General features: G+C 68.2%; 16 protein-coding genes. 14 read left to right on the top strand and 2 right to left on the bottom strand.

The annotated features are described in order from the left end of the window. Positions 1-41: 41 nt before the first annotated feature. The 5 genes from GU927_RS03010 (at position 42) to GU927_RS03030 (ending at position 4590) form a co-directional block, all read left to right on the top strand. Positions 42-872, top strand: a complete 831-nt coding sequence (locus GU927_RS03010; protein WP_232489109.1) for a phosphogluconate dehydrogenase C-terminal domain-containing protein — start codon at positions 42-44, stop codon at positions 870-872. Between the two features lie 28 nt (positions 873-900). Next, positions 901-1782 (top strand): SMP-30/gluconolactonase/LRE family protein, encoded by an 882-nt coding sequence (locus GU927_RS03015; RefSeq protein WP_161760879.1) that lies wholly within the window; start codon positions 901-903, stop codon positions 1780-1782. Positions 1783-1795: 13 nt separating this feature from the next. Beyond that, entirely contained in the window at positions 1796-3034 is a 1239-nt protein-coding gene (locus GU927_RS03020) for a ribulose-bisphosphate carboxylase large subunit family protein (RefSeq protein ID WP_161761115.1), read from the top strand. A gap of 125 nt (positions 3035-3159) precedes the next feature. Beyond that, entirely contained in the window at positions 3160-3771 is a 612-nt protein-coding gene (locus GU927_RS03025) for a LysE family translocator (protein ID WP_161760880.1), read from the top strand. 57 nt (positions 3772-3828) lie between these two features. After that, positions 3829-4590: a rhomboid family intramembrane serine protease gene (locus GU927_RS03030; RefSeq protein WP_161760881.1), complete on the top strand. Its 762-nt coding sequence runs from the start codon at positions 3829-3831 to the stop codon at positions 4588-4590. Between the two features lie 18 nt (positions 4591-4608). Here GU927_RS03030 and GU927_RS03035 read toward each other — a convergent pair whose 3' ends face one another. After that, positions 4609-5397, bottom strand: coding sequence for an inositol monophosphatase family protein (locus GU927_RS03035; protein WP_161760882.1), 789 nt, complete (start codon positions 5395-5397; stop codon positions 4609-4611). Positions 5398-5565: 168 nt separating this feature from the next. Here GU927_RS03035 and GU927_RS03040 point away from each other — a divergent pair, with 168 nt between their 5' ends. The 3 genes from GU927_RS03040 to GU927_RS03050 all read left to right on the top strand — a co-directional run bounded on the left by GU927_RS03040 (position 5566) and on the right by GU927_RS03050 (position 9839). Then, positions 5566-8145 (top strand): AMP-binding protein, encoded by a 2580-nt coding sequence (locus GU927_RS03040; RefSeq protein WP_232489110.1) that lies wholly within the window; start codon positions 5566-5568, stop codon positions 8143-8145. A 237-nt stretch (positions 8146-8382) separates the two neighbouring features. Next, the gene (locus GU927_RS03045; protein WP_161760884.1) at positions 8383-9597 is read left to right on the top strand and encodes a GTP-binding protein; all 1215 of its coding nucleotides are present in this window, start codon (positions 8383-8385) and stop codon (positions 9595-9597) included. Beyond that, positions 9594-9839 (top strand): DUF6525 family protein, encoded by a 246-nt coding sequence (locus GU927_RS03050; protein WP_217765515.1) that lies wholly within the window; start codon positions 9594-9596, stop codon positions 9837-9839. The genes GU927_RS03045 and GU927_RS03050 overlap by 4 nt, the downstream gene beginning before the upstream one ends. A gap of 94 nt (positions 9840-9933) precedes the next feature. On the opposite strand, the gene GU927_RS03055 is transcribed toward GU927_RS03050, so the two are convergent. After that, the gene (locus tag GU927_RS03055; RefSeq protein ID WP_161760886.1) at positions 9934-10851 is read right to left on the bottom strand and encodes a LysR family transcriptional regulator; all 918 of its coding nucleotides are present in this window, start codon (positions 10849-10851) and stop codon (positions 9934-9936) included. 97 nt (positions 10852-10948) lie between these two features. Between GU927_RS03055 and metF the strand changes: the two genes are divergently transcribed. The 6 genes from metF to murB all read left to right on the top strand — a co-directional run bounded on the left by metF (position 10949) and on the right by murB (position 17244). Then, the gene (gene metF, locus GU927_RS03060; RefSeq protein WP_161760887.1) at positions 10949-11815 is read left to right on the top strand and encodes a methylenetetrahydrofolate reductase [NAD(P)H]; all 867 of its coding nucleotides are present in this window, start codon (positions 10949-10951) and stop codon (positions 11813-11815) included. 573 nt (positions 11816-12388) lie between these two features. Beyond that, positions 12389-13555 carry a putative lipid II flippase FtsW gene (ftsW, locus tag GU927_RS03065; RefSeq protein ID WP_161760888.1) on the top strand — a complete coding sequence of 389 codons (1167 nt, stop codon included), beginning with the start codon at positions 12389-12391 and terminating at the stop codon, positions 13553-13555. Continuing rightward, the gene (locus GU927_RS03070; protein WP_161760889.1) at positions 13555-14652 is read left to right on the top strand and encodes a UDP-N-acetylglucosamine--N-acetylmuramyl-(pentapeptide) pyrophosphoryl-undecaprenol N-acetylglucosamine transferase; all 1098 of its coding nucleotides are present in this window, start codon (positions 13555-13557) and stop codon (positions 14650-14652) included. Before ftsW ends, GU927_RS03070 begins: the two co-directional genes overlap by 1 nt. Next, complete coding sequence (murC, locus tag GU927_RS03075; RefSeq protein ID WP_161760890.1) at positions 14649-16070, top strand: UDP-N-acetylmuramate--L-alanine ligase; 1422 nt, start codon at positions 14649-14651, stop codon at positions 16068-16070. The genes GU927_RS03070 and murC overlap by 4 nt, the downstream gene beginning before the upstream one ends. Beyond that, positions 16067-16324 (top strand): DUF2484 family protein, encoded by a 258-nt coding sequence (locus tag GU927_RS03080; RefSeq protein WP_161760891.1) that lies wholly within the window; start codon positions 16067-16069, stop codon positions 16322-16324. The genes murC and GU927_RS03080 overlap by 4 nt, the downstream gene beginning before the upstream one ends. Then, entirely contained in the window at positions 16324-17244 is a 921-nt protein-coding gene (gene murB, locus GU927_RS03085) for a UDP-N-acetylmuramate dehydrogenase (RefSeq protein ID WP_161761116.1), read from the top strand. Before GU927_RS03080 ends, murB begins: the two co-directional genes overlap by 1 nt. The last annotated feature ends 9 nt before the right edge of the window (positions 17245-17253 follow it).

Raw genomic sequence — 17253 nt, forward strand, 5'->3', positions numbered from 1 at the left:
CATACCAGTTGGCATCAACCCTTCCCGAGAGGAACCCAGCGATGACCAAGATTGCCCTGTTCGGCGCGGGCGGAAAGATGGGTGTTCGCCTGTCCACCAATCTGGCCAAGACCGATTATCATGTCGCCCATGTCGAGGTGAGTGCGGCGGGGCAGGCGCGGCTGAAGGAGGCGCTGGGTTTCGACTGCGTGCCGGCAGAGGCGGCGATCGCGGGGGCGGATGCGGTGATCCTTGCCGTGCCCGACACCCATATCGGCAAGGTCGCGCAGGAGGTCGTGCCGAAGCTGGCGGCGGGGACGGTGGTGGTGATCCTCGACGCCGCGGCGCCCTATGCGGGGCATCTGCCGGAACGGGCGGATATCACCTATTTCATCACCCATCCCTGCCACCCGCCGATCTATAACGACGAGGTCACGCCCGAGGGCAAGGCCGACCATTTCGGCGGCGTGGCGGCCAAGCAGGGGATCGTCTGCGCGCTGATGCAGGGCCCGCGCGCGCATTATGCGGTGGGCGAGGCCATCGCGCGGGCGATCTATGCGCCGGTGGTGCGCAGCCACGAGGTGACGGTGGCGCAGATGGCGATGCTGGAACCCGGCTTGTCGGAAACGGTCTGCGCGTCGCTGATGACGGTGATGCGCGAGGCGATGGATGAATGCGTGGCGCGCAGTGGCGTCAGCAAAGAATGCGCGCGGGATTTCCTGCTGGGCCATATGAACATCCTTGGCGCTGTGCTGTTCGAGGAACGTCAGGGCGTGTTTTCGGACGCCTGCAACAAGGCGATCCAATACGGGATTCCGGTCCTGATGAAGGACGACTGGAAGCGGGTCTTTGACTGGGACGAGATCACGGCCAGTATCAGGCGCATCACCTGATGGGGTGACGCGGAACGGGGGGGCGCGGATGATCACCGACTGGTTCGAGGTTCTGGATGCGCGCTTTGCCGCGCTGATCCTGCCCAATGTTCATGTCGATACCTTGTGGACCGGCGGGCGGTGGCTGGAGGGGCCGGTCTATGTGCCCGCCGCGCGACATCTGCTGTTTTCCGACATCCCCAACGACCGCGTGCTGCGCTGGGACGAGATGACGGGGGCGGTGGGGCCGTTCCGCGTGCCGTCGGGCTTTGCCAATGGCCACACGCTGGACCGTGCGGGGCGGGTGCTGGCCTGCGAACACCAGACGCGGCGGGTGGTGCGGTTCGAACATGACGGGTCGGTCACGGTGATCGCGGCAGAGTGGCAGGGCAGGCGGCTGAATTCGCCAAACGATCTGGTCGAGGGGCCGGATGGCGCGGTGTGGTTCAGCGATCCGACATACGGCATTTCCACCGAATACGAGGGCGCGCGGGCCGAAAGCGAGATCGGCGCGCGGCGGGTCTATCGTGCGGTGGAGGGCGGGGTTGAGGCCGTGCTGGACGATCTGGTGCAGCCGAACGGGCTGTGCTTTTCGCCCGACGGGGCGGTGCTTTACGTGGCCGACAGCGGGGCGCAGCCGTCCTGCATCCGTGTCTACCGGATGGAGGGGGGGCGGCCCGTGGCGGGGCGGCTGTTCCATGCGGCGTCGACGGGGTTCTATGACGGGCTGCGCTGCGACCGGCTGGGCAATGTCTGGGTGGCGGCAGAGGGCGGGGTGGAGTGCATCGCGCCGGACGGGGTGCTGATCGGGCGCATCCGGCTGCCCGAGGTGGCGGCGAACCTGTGCTTTGGCGGACCGGCGCGCAACCGGCTGTTCATCTGCGCGACGCGGGCCTTGATGGCGGTCTATCTGAATGTGACGGGGGCCTGAGGTGGGGAGCGTGATGGAGCGGTTCGAGGCGGAATACATGCTGGAAACCGCGTGGCCGCCGGAGAAGGCGGCGGCGGTGATCGCGGGCGAGCAGTCCTCGGGCACGTTCAGGCCGGTGCCGGGGGAGACGGAGGCGTTGAAGGCGCGGTCGGCCGCGCGGGTGGAGGTGCTGGAGGAGCTGGGGCCTTGCGCGGGGCCATCGCTGCCCGGGGCGGCGGGCGGGGCCTATCGGCGGGCGCGGCTGGTGCTGTCATGGCCGGTGGCCAATACGGGGATCAGCCTGCCCAACGTGATGGCGACCGTGGCGGGCAACCTGTTCGAGTTGAACTGCGTGGCGGGGTTGCGGCTGGTCGATCTGCGTTTTCCCGAAGGCTTCGTGGCGGGATGCCCGCGTCCGGCCTTTGGTGTGACGGGCACGCGGGCGCTGTCGGGGGTGGAGGGGCGGCCGCTGATCGGCACGATCATCAAGCCGTCGATCGGGCTGACGGCCGAAGAGACGGCGGCGATGGTCGACACGCTCTGCGCGGCGGGGATCGATTTCATCAAGGATGACGAGTTGCAGGCGGACGGCGCGGTCTGCCCCTTCGACGACCGCGTGCGGGCGGTGATGGCGGTGATCCGCGCCCATGCCGAGCGGACGGGGAAGGCGGTGATGTATGCCTTCAACCTGACCGGCGAGGTGGACGAGATGCGGGCGCGGCATGATCTGGTGCTGCGCGAGGGGGGTAGCTGCGTGATGGTCAGCGCAAATTCGGTGGGGCTGACGGGGATGCTGGCGCTGCGGCGGCATGCGCGGTTGCCGATCCATCTGCACCGCAACGGCTGGGGGTATCTGTCGCGCCATCCCGCGCTGGGGTTCGACTATGCGGCGTGGTCCAAGCTGTGGCGGCTGGCGGGGGCGGATCACATGCATGTCAACGGTCTGGCCAACAAGTTCTGCGAAGGCGATGACAGTGTCATGGTGTCGGCACGGTCATTGCTGTCGCCGCTGTCGGGGGGGCATGCGGGGGTGACGATGCCTGTCTTTTCATCCGGTCAGACGGCCTTGCAGGCGCATGGGACATGGGCGGCGCTGGGGACGGCGGATCTGATCTTTGCGGCGGGCGGCGGGATCATGGCGCATCCCGATGGGCCTGCGGCGGGGGTGCGGTCGTTGCAGGATGCATGGGCGGCGGCGATGGCGGGGGTGTCTCTGGCGCAGGCGGCGAAAGAGAGTCCCGCTCTGGCAGCGGCAGTGCGTGGGTTCGGGTAGCGGTGCCTTGCCGCGCGGGGCCGGACCGCAGGCAGACATTTACGTAAAATACGTAAATTCCTGTGGCGAGGGGGCGTGATGATGATGATGGATCGCGCCTGCGGCAGGGTGCTAGGGATCGCGGCATGACATACGAGCTTTTCTTTGCCCTGCTGGGCTTTGCCTTCGTCACCTCGGTCACGCCGGGGCCGAACAACATGATGCTGCTGGCGTCGGGTGTGAATTTCGGGCTGCGGCGGACGGTGCCGCATATGCTGGGCATCTCGGTCGGTCATTCGGTGATGGTCTTTCTGGTGGGGCTTGGCGTGGCGGGGGTGTTTCTGGCGCATCCGCTGGCGCTGGTCGCGCTGAAGCTGGGGGCGGTGGCCTATATGCTGTGGCTGGCGTGGAAGATCGCCCATGCGACGAACGGGCCGGGCGCGCCGCGAGGGGGCAAGGCGGCGGGGCGACCGATGACGTTCCTGCAGGCGGCTGCCTTTCAATGGGTGAACCCCAAGGCATGGGCCATGGCGCTGGGCGCGGTGGCGGCCTATGTGCCGGAGCCTTCGGTCGGCGCCTATGCGGCGGTGGCGGTGGTGTTCGCGGCGGTCAACCTGCCCAGCGTGTCGGTCTGGGCCGCGGCGGGGCAGGGGCTGCGGCGCTGGCTGGACCATCCGGCGCGGCTGCGGGCGTTCAACTGGGCGATGGCGGGGCTGCTGGTCCTGTCGCTGATCCCCGTGGTGATGATGGAGATCTGAGCGGGCGGGGGTGACGGCGGGGTTGACGGCGGGGGCGGGCTGCGGGACGCTGGTCACATGTTCCCGATCCGCGACCATAACCCGTCGGGCCGCAGGCCCATCGTCACGCTGTGCCTGATCGGGGCGAATGTCCTGATCTTTGTGGCCTATTGGCTGGGCCTGCCATCGGAAGAGGCGCTGGGGCGGTTCTTCATGGAATTCGGGCTGGTGCCCGCGCGGATCAGCTATGGCGAGGGGTACTGGACCTTTGTCAGTTCCATGTTCCTGCACGGGGGATGGATGCATCTGCTGGGCAACATGCTGTTTCTGCACATCTTCGGCGACAATCTGGAGGAGGAGATGGGGCATCTGCCCTATCTGGGATTCTATCTGCTGTCGGGATTTGGCGCGGCGGTGTTGCAGTATCTGGCCGAGCCGCAATCGATGGTGCCGATGGTGGGGGCGTCGGGGGCCATTGCGGGGGTGATGGGGGGCTATCTCCTGCTGTTTCCCAAGGCGCGGGTGGATGTGTTCTTCTTTTTCGTGGTGTTTTTCCGGATCATTCCGATCCCCGCATGGATCGTTCTGGGCATCTGGTTCGCGATCCAGCTGGGCAGCGGCTGGATGACGCCTGCCGACATGGGAGGCGTGGCCTATTGGGCGCATGTGGGCGGTTTCGTGGCGGGGCTGGCGGCGTCGGTGCCGCTGTGGCTGCGCCGTGGCGGGACGGGGTTCTGGAGCCGGACGCATGGCGCGCCGCCGCATCCGGAGGCGGAGTATCGCATGGTGCGGACATCCGTCCCGCGGGTCAGGCGGGGCGGGCGGGGGCCTTGGGGGTAACGCCTTGGTCCGGCGGGATTATTCGCCGCGGATGATCTTGCGGAAGGGTTCGAACAGGGGTTCGTTGGCGCAGATCAGCGCGCCCTTGACCAGCGGGTCGTCACCGTCGCGGATGGCCGAGACGAAACCGCCCGCCTCGCGCACCAGCAGAAGGCCCGCGGCGATGTCCCATTGCTGAAGCTCGCGCTCCCAATAGCCGTCGTAGCGGCCTGCCGCGACATAGGCGAGGTCGAGCGAGGCCGCGCCCCAGCGGCGGACGCCCGCGCAGGCGGGCATCAGGCGGGCAAGATCCTGCAAGGTGGCGGGAAGGGTGGATTTCGCGCCGAAGGGGACGCCGGTGGCAAAGACGGCCTCGTGCATCTCGCGCCGGCCGGAGACGCGCATGCGGCGGTCGTTCATCCACGCGCCTGCGCCCTTTTCGGCCCAGAAAAGTTCGTCTTTGGCCGCGTCATAGACCACGGCCGAGACGATGTCGCCCTTGTGTTCCAGCGCGATGGACACGGCCCAGTGCGGCATGCCGTGCAGGAAATTGGTGGTCCCGTCCAGCGGATCGACGATCCAGCGGCGGGTGGGATCGGCCCCGTCCTGACCGCCCGTCTCTTCGCCCAGCCAGCCATAGGTGGGGCGGGCGCCCAACAGTTCTTCCTTGATCAGGCGTTCCGCCTCGCGGTCGGCGCGGGAGACGAAGTCGCCGGGGCCTTTGGAGGAGACCTGAAGGTTCTCGACCTCGCGGAAGTCCTTGACCAGCGAGCGGCCTGCCTTGCGGGCGGCCTTGATCATCAGGTTGAGGTTCGCGCTGCCTTGCATTGCAGGGGCTCCGGGAGGTGAGGGATCAGGGGCGGTGCATTACACGGGGGCGGGGGGGAAGGGAAGGGGGACTGTGGGCCGCGTGCAGGATGGGGGGCGGATAAATCCAAGTCAAACAGTCGGGAATTTATGTTGACTGAAAAACTTGGGAAATCTATCAGGGCGGAAATGCGACCCCTCCTGCCCTTTGCCAAGACGTGCCCTGCCATGCCTTTCGATCTGGACGACCTTGCTGCCCGTGGCGATGCGCCCTGTCTGGTGACCCATGGCGGCGCTGTGGTGAGCTATGCCCGTGTGGCCGCGCGCGCGGCCGAGGTCGGGCGGCGGCTGGGGGCAGGGCGCAAGCTGGTCGCGCTGGAGGCCGAAGCGTCGGAAGAGGGGATTGCGGCGCTGCTCGGTGCTTGGTCGGCGGGGCATGCGGTGGCCTTGCTGCCCGCAGGTGACGGCGCGGCAATGGCGCGGTTCCGGCGGGATTTCGCGCCGGAGGCGGTGTTTGCGCGGACGGGCGGGCGCTGGCGGCTGATGCTGGACGGGCGGGGCGGGGCGGTGGCGCCGCATCCCGATCTGGCGCTGGTGCTGATGACGTCGGGATCGACCGGACATGGCAAGGCGGTGCGCCTGTCGCGCGCGGCGGTGGCGGCCAATGCGCGCCAGATCGGAGAGGTGCTTGGCCTTGTGGCGGGGGATCGGGCGGCGCTGGTCTTGCCATTGCAGTACTCGTTTGGACTGTCGGTGCTGACATCGCATCTGGCGGCGGGGGCGTCGGTCTGGCTGGCAGGGGGCGGGATACTGGGCGCGGGGTTTCTGGATCGCTGCACGGCGTTGCGGATCAGCAACATCCAGACCGTGCCGATGGGGTATGACCTGCTGGAGCGTGCGGGTCTTTTGGGCGCGGACCTGCCCGCGCTGCGGTTTCTGGCCGTGGCGGGGGGCGGGTTGGCGCCTGCGGTGCAGCGGCGGTTTGCCGCGGCGATGGCGGCGCGGGGCGGGCGGTTCCATGCGATGTATGGCCAGACCGAGGCGGTGGCGCGGATTGCCTGCCTGCCGGCGGAGATGGCGGTGGAGCGGGCGGGGTGCATCGGTCTTGCGGTTCCGGGGGGTGCTCTGTCGCTGCGGGATGCGGCGGGGGGCGAGGGAGAGCTGGTCTATCGCGGGCCGAATGTAATGATGGGTTACGCCACCGCGCGGGCCGATCTGGCGCGGGGGCACGATGTGGCGGAACTGGCCACCGGAGACATCGCGCGCTGCGAGGCGGACGGGGTCTGGCGCATCGTCGGGCGCAAGCGGCGGATGTCGAAGATCGCGGGCGTGCGGATCGGGCATGACGCGGTGGAGGCGGGGCTGGCGGCGCGGGGGCTGCGGGCGGCGGTCCTTGGCGGGGATGACGGGTTGCGCGTGGCCTACGAGGGCGGGGCGGATTGCGGTGAAGTTGCGGAAATCGCGGCGGAAATCGCGGGGGTGATGCGGCGGTCGGTCGTGGCCTTTGCGGTCGGGGCCTTGCCGCGACTGCCGTCGGGCAAGGTGGATTATGCGGCACTGGGTCGGATGGACCTGCCCCGCGACCGGACGGATGCGGTCGAGGGTGTCGAGGCCGCGTTCCGCGCCTGTTTCCATCCGGTGCCGGTGACGGGGGGTGACAGCTTCGCCTCGCTGGGGGGCGACAGTCTGCGGCATGTGGAACTGGCATTGGCGCTGGAGCGGGCCTTGGGCCGCGTGCCGGAGGGGTGGGAGGAGACGAGCCTTGCCACCCTGTCGCGGCTGGAGCGGGGCGCGGGGCGGTCGGAGGTGTCAACGGAGCTTGCCGTGCGGGCGGGGGCCATTCTGGCGGTCGTCGTGACGCATGAGACGCTGTGGCCGGTCTATGGCGGGGCGGCGGCGATGGTGGTGCTGGTCGGGCTGGTCTGGGCGCGGTTCCAGCGGGCGGCGGTCGCGGCGGGGGACTGGATGCATCTGCTGCGGCCGCTGGGGCGGGTGCTGGTGCCTTACTATCTGATCTTGCTGGGTTATGCGCTGGCATGGGGGCAGGTGCCGTGGGGGTCGCTGTTTCTGGTGTCGAATTTCGGGATCGGGGATCCGGTGACGCATGACCGGTTGCCGTTCCTGTACTGGTTCGTCGAGGCCTATGTGCAGATGCTGCTGCTGCTGGCAGGGCTGGCGATGGTGCCTGCGGTGCGGCGGGTGGTGCGGGAAAATCCCTTTCGTGCGGGGCTTTATGCGCTGGGCGGGGCGATGGTGCTGCGGCTGTGGGGGGCGGACCTGCTGGGCCTTGGGGGGCGGCGGTTGTTCACCGTGCCTTGGGTGGCCTATCTGGCCTGTTTCGGCTGGCTTGTGGGTTGTGCGGATACGGCACGGCGGCGGTGGGTCGTGCTGGGGCTGGCGGGGGTGGTGATGCCGCTGGTCGCTTTCCTTGGCGGGAACTGGTACGGGGCGTGGCTGAAATATTCCTGCATTTTCGGGGTCTTGGCGTTGCTGTTGTTCGTGCCGAGGCTGCGCTGTCCGGCATGGCTGCGGGGGCTGGTACTGCCGGTCGCGGCGTCGAGTTACCTGATCTACCTGACCCACCGTCTGGTGCCCGAGGTGGCGATGGCGGGGTGGGAGGCGTGGCTGCCGGCATGGGCGTTTTCGGCGCTGTCCGTTGTGGCGGGGGTCGGGGTGGGTGTTGCGCTGACATGGGGGCAGCGGCGGATCGGGGCGTGGTGGGCGCGGCGGGGCGCGGGGGCGGGGCAAGTGCCTGCGGGCGCTGTGTAAATCCGTTTGGCGGGCCGGTTCGGGGCTGTGCGTTGGTTGTGCCGCGCGCTGTGCCGCAGGCTGTACATACGCGCGGCGGGGTCAGGGGGCGTTAACCACGTCTCTGGCGGGGGGCCGGCCAGCGCGGGCTTTGGCAGAATCTGCAAATCCTATCGAAAGGGTTTGCGGGGCCGTGGGGCTGGACTCGGGGCCTGGTCTGCGGCATGTGTGTTATAGTATAACATTACGGAGTCGCCCATGCCTGCCACCCCTGCCACCCCTGCCGATTTCCGCTTGCCGGTCACGGTCCTGTCCGGTTTCCTTGGCGCGGGGAAGACCACGCTTCTGTCCCATGTGCTGAACAACCGGCAGGGGCTGCGCGTGGCGGTGATCGTGAATGACATGGCAGAGGTGAATATCGATGCCGACCTGATCCGCGCGGGGGCGGAGTTGCGGCAGGCGGAGGAGAAGCTGGTCGAGATGACCAATGGCTGCATCTGCTGCACCCTGCGGGATGACCTGCTGGCCGAGGTGCGGGTGTTGGCCGAGGCGGGGCGGTTCGACCATCTGCTGATCGAATCGAGCGGGATTTCGGAACCGCTTCCCGTGGCGGCGACTTTCGATTTCCGCGATGCGGAGGGGGTGAGCCTGTCGGATGTGGCGCGGCTGGATACGATGGTGACGGTGGTGGATGCGGTGAACCTGCTGCGCGATTTCTCTAGCCACGATTTTCTGGCGGCGCGGGTGGAGGTGCCGGAAGAGGACGGGCGGACGCTGGTCAACCTTCTGGTGGAGCAGATCGAGTTTGCCAATGTGGTCGTGCTGAACAAGGTCGGCGATGCGGGGCCGGAGCGGGTGGCGGCGGCGCGCCGGATCATTGCGGCGCTGAACCCCGATGCGCGGGTGATCGAGGTGGATCGGGGGGCGGTCGATCCGGACGCGGTGCTGGGGACGGGGTTGTTCGATTTCGACCGCGCGGCGGAGCATCCCTTGTGGGCGAAGGAGTTGTACGGCTTCGCGTCGCATGTGCCCGAAAGCGAGGAATACGGGATCGAAAGCTTTGTCTTTCGTGCGCGGCGACCGTTCGATCCGGCGCGGGTCCATGCGGTGCTGAACGGTGATCTGCCGGGGGTGATCCGCGCGAAGGGGCATTTCTGGCTGGCGACGCGGCCGGACTGGGCGGCGGAGTTTTCGCTGGCGGGGGCGGTGAGTTCGGTTGCGCCTTTGGGCAAGTGGTGGGCGGCGGTGCCTGCGGCGCGCTGGCCCAAGGGGGGCGAGGGGCTGGCGTCGGTGCAGGCGGTCTGGGCCGAGCCATGGGGGGACCGGCGGCAGGAGATCGTGTTCATCGGGCATGGGATGGACCGCGCGGCGATCGAGGCGGCGCTGGAGGGGGCGCTGGTGCCTGCGGCGGGATTGCTGCCGGAGGATTGGGCGGGGATGGCGGACCCGTTTCCGGCATGGCGCGCGGCATGAGGAATCTGCGATCACCCCTGGCGCGGTGGCGGGAAGGCTGCCCGATGCGGGCGCATGACGCGCTGCCCGCGCCCTTGCGGTTGTGGCTGAAGGGGGCGGTGTTGCCGTGGAGTGCCGAGAGCGCGCGGCGGATCTGGGAGCGGGAGGTGCGGCGGTCGGGGGTGGCGGGCGCCCTGCGGCGGCTGGCGGAGGTGGAGGCGGCGACGCTGGCGCGGGAGCGGGGGCGGAGAGGCGAAATCTGACGCAGATTTCGCGGCGATTTCTGCACGCAGAAATCGGGGGACGCGGAGGGTGCGGGGACCGGAATTTGCGTCAAATTCCGGCGCGGTTCTTGCGTCAAGAACCGCCTTGCCCGCGTTGCAGTTTCACCGGTTCGGTCCGGCCCAGGCGCAGGAAATGCGCCATGAAGGGTTTGGCGGCGTCCTCTTGGCGCGTGGCGGCGTAGAGGCGGCGGGTGATCGTCTTCGGCCCAAGGGGGCGGGTGATGTAGTCGGCATGGCTGCGCACGTCGCGCAGCACCCAGTCGGGCAGGACCGCCACGCCGCGGTTCGATCCCACCAGCATCAGGATGACGGCGGTCAGTTCCACCGGGCGCTGGCCGCGGGGTTCGATCTTGGCCGGGGTCAGGAGTTCGGTGAAGATGTCGAGCTTGTCGCGGCTGACGGGGTAGGTGATGAGGACCTCGTCGCGGAAATCCTCGGCCCCGACCCATGGTTTGGCGGCGATGGGATGGTCTTTCGACGCCACGAAGGTGGGGTGGTAGTCGAAGAGCGGGTTGTAGACGACCCCGTCGAGGCGGAGGGGGTCGGAGGAGATGACGAGGTCCACTTCCTCGCGCAGCAGCGCGGGGATGGCGTCAAAGGCCAACCCTGCGCGGATGTCCACGTCCACTTCGGGCCAGGCGTGGCGGAATTGTTCGAGGACGGGGAAGAGCCAGTCGAAGCAGGCGTGGCATTCGATGGCGATGTGCAGCCGCCCCGTCTTGCCGGATTTCAGGGCGCGGAATTCCTCTTCCAGCGCGTCGATCTCAGGAAGGATGCGTTCGGCGAGTTTCAGCATCCTGAGGCCGGCCGCGGATAGGCGCATGGGTTTGGAGCGGCGGACGAAAAGTTCGATCCCGGCCTGATCTTCCAACCCCTTCACCTGATGCGAGAGGGCGGATTGCGTCATGTTCAGGATGTCTGCCGCGCGGGCGAGGCCGCCTGCCTGATGGATGGCGCGGATGGTGCGGAGGTGGCGGAATTCGAGATGCATGGGTTATGCGGAGATTTCATGTTGATGATGAGTATTATGAATTTGTCTCACATCACGGGATTTGCGACAAGGGGGCATCACAGATGAGGTGTTTCCCATGTCGACCCCGCGCATCAGCTTTGAGTTCTTTCCGCCGCAGACGCTGGATGCGTCGTTCCGGCTGTGGGAGACGGTGCAGATGCTGGCGCCGCTGAAGCCGTCCTTCGTGTCGGTGACCTATGGGGCGGGTGGCACCACGCGGAAGCTGACGCATGAGGCGGTGGGGGCGATCGGGCGGAATTACGGGCTGAACGTGGCGGCGCATCTGACCTGTGTGGATGCCACCCGCGCCGAGACGCTGGAGATTGCCGAGGCCTATGCGGCGGCGGGGGTGACCGAGATCGTGGCGCTGCGCGGCGATGCGCCCAAGGGGGCGGAGCGGTTCGTGGCGCATCCGGAGGGGTTCGCGTCATCCGTCGAGCTGGTGGAGGCGCTGGCGCGGACGGGGAAATTCAAGATCCGCGTGGGCGCATACCCCGAGCCGCATCCCGATGCGGGCTTTGCGGGCGCGGATGTGGAGCATCTGAAGCGCAAGGTGGATGCGGGGGCGACAAGTGCCATCACGCAGTTCTTCTTCAATGCCGATACCTTTTTCCGGTTTCGGGATGCCTGTGTGAAGGCGGGTATCAATGTACCGATCATTCCCGGCGTGCTGCCGGTCATCAGCTGGGAGGGGGCGAAGAAGTTTGCCGCCCGTTGCGGGGCGCAGGTGCCTGCGGCGCTGGACGAGGGGTTCCGCGTCGCGGCGCGGGACGGGCGCGAGGATCTGCTGGCGCTGACGCAGTGCACGACGCTCTGCGCGCGTCTGATCGAGGGGGGCGTGGAGGATCTGCATTTCTACACGTTGAACCGTCCGCATCTGACGCAGGCGGTGGTGCGCGCGCTGGGCATCACGCCGGAGGTGGCGCTGGAGAAGGTGGCGTAAGGCTTTCTGGACGCTTCCCCGTCCCCGGGGAGGTGGCTTCGACTAGGGCGTCCGTTCCTGATCTTTCCGTTCCCGCCGTCTGCACGGCTCCCGCAGGGCGGGGTGGGGATCGCGAAGGGGGCGGGCGCCTTTTTTTGCTGATTTCTGGACATTGGGCGCAAGGGCGCGCGAAAGGCCCCGGTGGGGCGTTTCGCGTGACCGCCGGTAGGGACGCGCGCGACACGCCGGGGCGGGCGCCTTGGGCGCACGACCCGGTGGGGCGGGTCGTGCGCGGCCGTCCTGCGGACCTTTGGGCCACGGGCCCGAACCTGCCGTTTCGCGTGACGGTCGGGCTTCACCCGGGCCCAATGGCCCGGGTGGCGGCCGCACCGCCCCCACGGGGCGGCCGCACGTATACGTGCGACCACCCCGCGGTGCGGCCGCCACCCTCGTGTCGCGCCGTGGCGGCATGGTCCCGCCGAATCGCCCGAATCGCGGCGCGCTTTGCGCTGGCAAGTGAGTCGGAAAACCGCTAGGATTCCGACCAAGCCCGGTTAACGGGCATCCGAGCAGAGCAGCGACAGGCGTATATCCATGACTGAGATGGTCTATGGCTCCATGCCCTCACGGGTGACGGAGCCGGTGCTTCCCCGTTGGTGGCGGACGATCGACAAGTGGTCGATGACCTGCATCCTTTTGCTGTTCGGGATCGGGCTGCTGCTGGGGCTGGCCGCGAGCGTGCCGCTGGCGAGCCGTAATGGGCTGGAGCCGTTCTATTATGTGCAGCGGCAGGCCTTCTTCGGGGGGCTGGCGCTGGCGGCGATGGTGGGGGTGTCGATGATGTCGCCCGCCATGGTGCGCCGGATCGGGGTGCTGGGGTTCCTGCTGTCCTTCGTGGCGCTGTGCCTGCTGCCGGTTTTCGGGACGGATTTCGGCAAGGGCGCGGTGCGCTGGTTCTCGTTCGGGTTTGCCTCGGTCCAGCCGTCGGAGTTCCTGAAACCCGCCTTCATCATCGTCGTCGCCTGGCTGATGGCGGCGAGCTATGACCTGAACGGCCCGCCGGGCAAGTCGGCGAGTTTCCTTCTAGCGATGACGGTGGTAGGGATGCTGGCCATGCAGCCCGATTTCGGACAGGCGGCGCTGGTCCTGTTCGGCTGGGGTGTGGTGTATTTCGTGGCGGGTGCGCCGATCACGCTGATCGGTGTCGTGTTGGGGTTGGTGGTCGTGGGCGGGTTCGGCGCGTATGAGAGCAGCGAGCATTTCGCGCGCCGGATCGACGGCTTCCTGACCCCCGACGTGGACCCGCGCACGCAGCTTGGCTATGCCACGAACGCGATCCAGGAGGGCGGTTTCTTCGGGGTCGGCGTGGGCGCGGGGCAGGTGAAGTGGTCGCTGCCCGACGCGCATACGGATTTCATCATCGCGGTCGCGGCCGAGGAATACGGGCTGATCCTCGTCCTTGTGATCATCGCGCTTTACACCACGGTGGTGGTGCGGTCGCTGATGCGGCTGACCAAGGAGCGCGACCCGTTCATCCGTCTGACGGGGACGGGGCTGGCCTGCATCTTCGGCGTGCAGGCGATGATCAACATGGGTGTGGCGGTGCGGTTGCTGCCCGCCAAGGGCATGACGCTGCCATTCGTGAGTTACGGGGGGTCTTCGGTGATTGCGGCAGGGATTACGGTGGGCGCGCTTCTGGCGATGACGCGGGCGCGGCCGCAGGGGCGGATGGGCGACATCTTCGGTCGGGGCGGGCGCTGATGGCGGGGCCGCTTCTGCTGATCGCGGCGGGTGGCACGGGGGGGCACATGTTCCCCGCGCAGGCGCTGGCCGAGGCGATGGTGCGGAAGGGGTGGCGGGTGAAGCTGTCCACCGATGCGCGGGGTGCGCGCTATGCGGGCGGGTTCCCGCATGTGGTGCAGGTGGAAGAGGTGGCGTCGGCCACCTTTGCCCGTGGGGGCGCGCTGGCCAAGCTGGCGGTGCCGTTCCGGATTGTCGGCGGGGTGGTGTCGGCGGTCTGGGCCATGATGCGCGACAGGCCCGCGGTGGTGGTGGGGTTCGGGGGATACCCGACGATCCCCGCGCTGGCGGCGGCATGGGTGCTGCGGCGGCCACGGATGATCCACGAGCAGAACGGGGTTCTGGGGCGGGTCAATCAGGTTTTCGCGCGTCGGGTCGATCGGGTCGCCTGCGGGACATGGCCCACGGCCCTGCCTGCGGGGGTTGAGGGGATCCATACCGGCAACCCCGTGCGCGGCGCGGTGCTGGAGCGGGCGGGGGCGGGCTATATTCCGCCGGGCGATTATCCCATGAGTCTGCTGGTGATCGGCGGGTCGCAGGGGGCGCGCATCCTGTCGGATGTGGTGCCTGCCGCCGTGGCGGCGCTGCCCGAGGGGATACGGCGGCATCTGCGCGTGGCCCATCAGGCGCGCGAGGAGGATATGGGGCGGGTCGTCGCGGCCTATGAGGCGGCGGGGATCTTGGCGGAGGTGGAGCCGTTCTTCCGCGACATCCCGCGTCGGCTGTCGGAATGCCAGTTGGTGGTGTCGCGGTCGGGTGCGTCGTCGGTTGCGGATATTTCCGTGATCGGGCGGCCGTCGGTCCTGATCCCCTTTGCGGCGGCGACGGGGGATCACCAGACGGCCAATGCGCGGGGGCTGGTCGATGCGGGGGCGGCGGTGCTGATCCCGGAAAAGCTGCTTGACCCTGCCGCGCTGGCCTTGCAATTGGAGGCTGTGCTGGGCCAGCCCGATGCGGCGGTGGCGATGGCGCAACATGCGCTGGGGCAGGGACGCCCCGATGCGACCGAGCGGCTTCAGGCGCTGGTCGAGGAATTGGCGAAGGGAACACAGCGATGAACGCGGCCACCAAGCTTCCGGGGGAGTTGGGTCCCATCCATTTCGTGGGGATCGGCGGGATCGGCATGTCGGGGATCGCCGAGGTGCTGATGACGCTGGGCTATCCGGTGCAGGGGTCGGATTCGAAGGCGTCCAAGATCACCGACCGGCTTGTGAGCCTTGGCGCGCGGTTCTTCGAGGGGCAGCGGGCCGAGAATATCGGAGAGGCGGCGGTGGTGGTGATTTCCTCCGCCATCAAGAAGGGCAATCCCGAGCTGGAAGAGGCGCGGCGCAGGAAGCTGCCCGTCGTGCGGCGGGCCGAGATGCTGGCCGAGCTGATGCGGTTGAAGTCGAACATCGCGATTGCGGGAACGCATGGCAAGACGACCACCACGACGATGGTGGCGACGCTGCTGGACAAGGGGGGATTTGACCCCACGGTGATCAATGGCGGCGTGATCCATGCCTATGGGTCGAACGCGCGGGCGGGCGCGGGCGAGTGGATGGTGGTAGAGGCGGACGAGAGCGACGGGTCGTTCAACAAGCTGCCCGCGACGATTGCCATCGTGACCAACATCGACCCCGAGCATATGGAGCATTGGGGATCCTTTGACGCGCTGCGGAAGGGGTTTCTGGATTTCGTGTCGAACATCCCGTTCTACGGGCTGGCGGTCTGCTGCACGGATCATCCCGAGGTGCAGGCGCTGGTGGGCCGTGTGACGGACCGGCGGATCGTGACATTCGGGTTCAATGCTCAGGCGGATGTGCGGGCGGTGAACCTGCGCTACGAGGGCGGCAAGGCGCGGTTCGACGTGCTGTTGCAGAACGAGGAGGGCGCGGTGATCGAGGATTGCACGCTGCCCATGCCGGGGGACCACAACGTGTCCAACGCCCTGTCCGCCATCGCCGTGGCGCGGCATCTGGGGATGAAGAAGGACGAGATCCGCGAGGCGCTGGCGGGGTTCGGGGGCGTGAACCGCCGCTTTACCCGTGTGGGCGAGGTGGGGGGCGTCACCATCATCGACGATTACGGGCATCATCCTGTGGAGATCGCGGCCGTGCTGAAGGCGGCGCGGCAGGCGGTGCAGGGCGTGCCGGGCGCGCGGATCATCGCGGTGCATCAACCCCACCGCTATACGCGGCTGTCGCATCTGTTCGAGGAATTCTGCACCTGCTTCAACGAGGCGGATGTGGTGGCGATTGCCGATGTCTATGCCGCGGGCGAGGAGCCCATTCCGGGGGCAAGCCGCGATGACCTGATTTCCGGTCTGATCGCGCATGGCCACCGCCACGCGCGGGGCATCAGCGACGAGGCCGATCTGGCGCGGCTGGTCAAGGAACAGGCGCGGCCCGGGGATATGGTGGTCTGTCTGGGCGCGGGCACGATCAGCGCATGGGCGAACGCGCTGCCTGCGCGGCTGATGGGGGCTGCGGCATGAGCTGGGGGCTGGCGGCGGCCTTTCTCTGGCTGATCGTGGCCAATGTCGTGGCGATGTTTCCCAGCCGCGACCAGCACTGGACATGGGCCTATGTCCTGATCGCCTGCGGGATTCCGATCCTTGGCTGGGTGACGTGGGACAGCGGGCCGATCTGGGGGATGGTGCTGCTGGCGGCGGGGGCGAGCGTGCTGCGCTGGCCGGTGGTGTTCGCGTGGCGCTGGATGCGCCGGAAGGGCGCGGAGCCTGCGGAATGATGTGGCCTGCGGTGCGGGGCGTGCTGACCGAGCAGCGGGCGCTGGCCGATCTGACATGGCTGCGCGTGGGCGGGCCGGCGGACGCGCTGTTCCAGCCTGCGGACGAGGCCGATCTGGCGGGGTTCCTGCGCGATCTGGACCCTGCGGTGACGGTGTTTCCCATGGGGGTCGGGTCGAACCTGATCGTGCGGGATGGCGGCATCCGTGCGGTGGTGGTCCGGCTGGGGCGGGGGTTCAACGCGATTTCGGTCCAGGGCGACAGGGTCACGGCGGGCGCGGCGGCGCTGGACGCGCATGTGGCGCGGCGGGCGGCGGAGGCGGGGCTGGACCTGACCTTCCTGCGGACGATCCCCGGCAGCATCGGCGGCGCGGTGCGGATGAATGCGGGCTGCTACGGGTCTTATGTGGCGGATCATCTGGTGTCGGTGCGCGCGGTGACGCGGGCGGGGGATGTGGTGGTGATCCCTGCGGCGGAGCTGGAGCTGCGCTATCGCCAATCCACCCTGCCCGAGGGGTGGGTGATCGTGGAGGCGACGTTCCGCGCCGGTCGCGGGGAGCCTGCGGCGCTGGAGGCGCGGATGGCCGAGCAGATCGCCAAGCGCGATGCGAGCCAGCCGACGAAGGAGCGGTCGGCGGGGTCGACCTTCCGCAATCCGCTGGGGCGGTCGTCCACCGGCCGCGCCGACGATACGCATGAGTTGAAGGCGTGGAAGGTGATCGACGAGGCCGGAATGCGCGGCGCGCGGCGCGGCGGGGCGCAGATGAGCGAGATGCATTCCAATTTCCTGATCAATGCGGGCGGGGCGACGGCCGAGGATCTGGAAGGTTTGGGCGAGGACGTGCGAAAAAGGGTTTTCCAACACAGCGGGATCACGCTAGAGTGGGAAATCATGCGCGTCGGTGAACCGGCGGCAAAATAACGACAAAAA

It is taken from the genome of Paragemmobacter amnigenus, assembly GCF_009908265.2.
Lineage (GTDB): Bacteria > Pseudomonadota > Alphaproteobacteria > Rhodobacterales > Rhodobacteraceae > Paragemmobacter > Paragemmobacter amnigenus.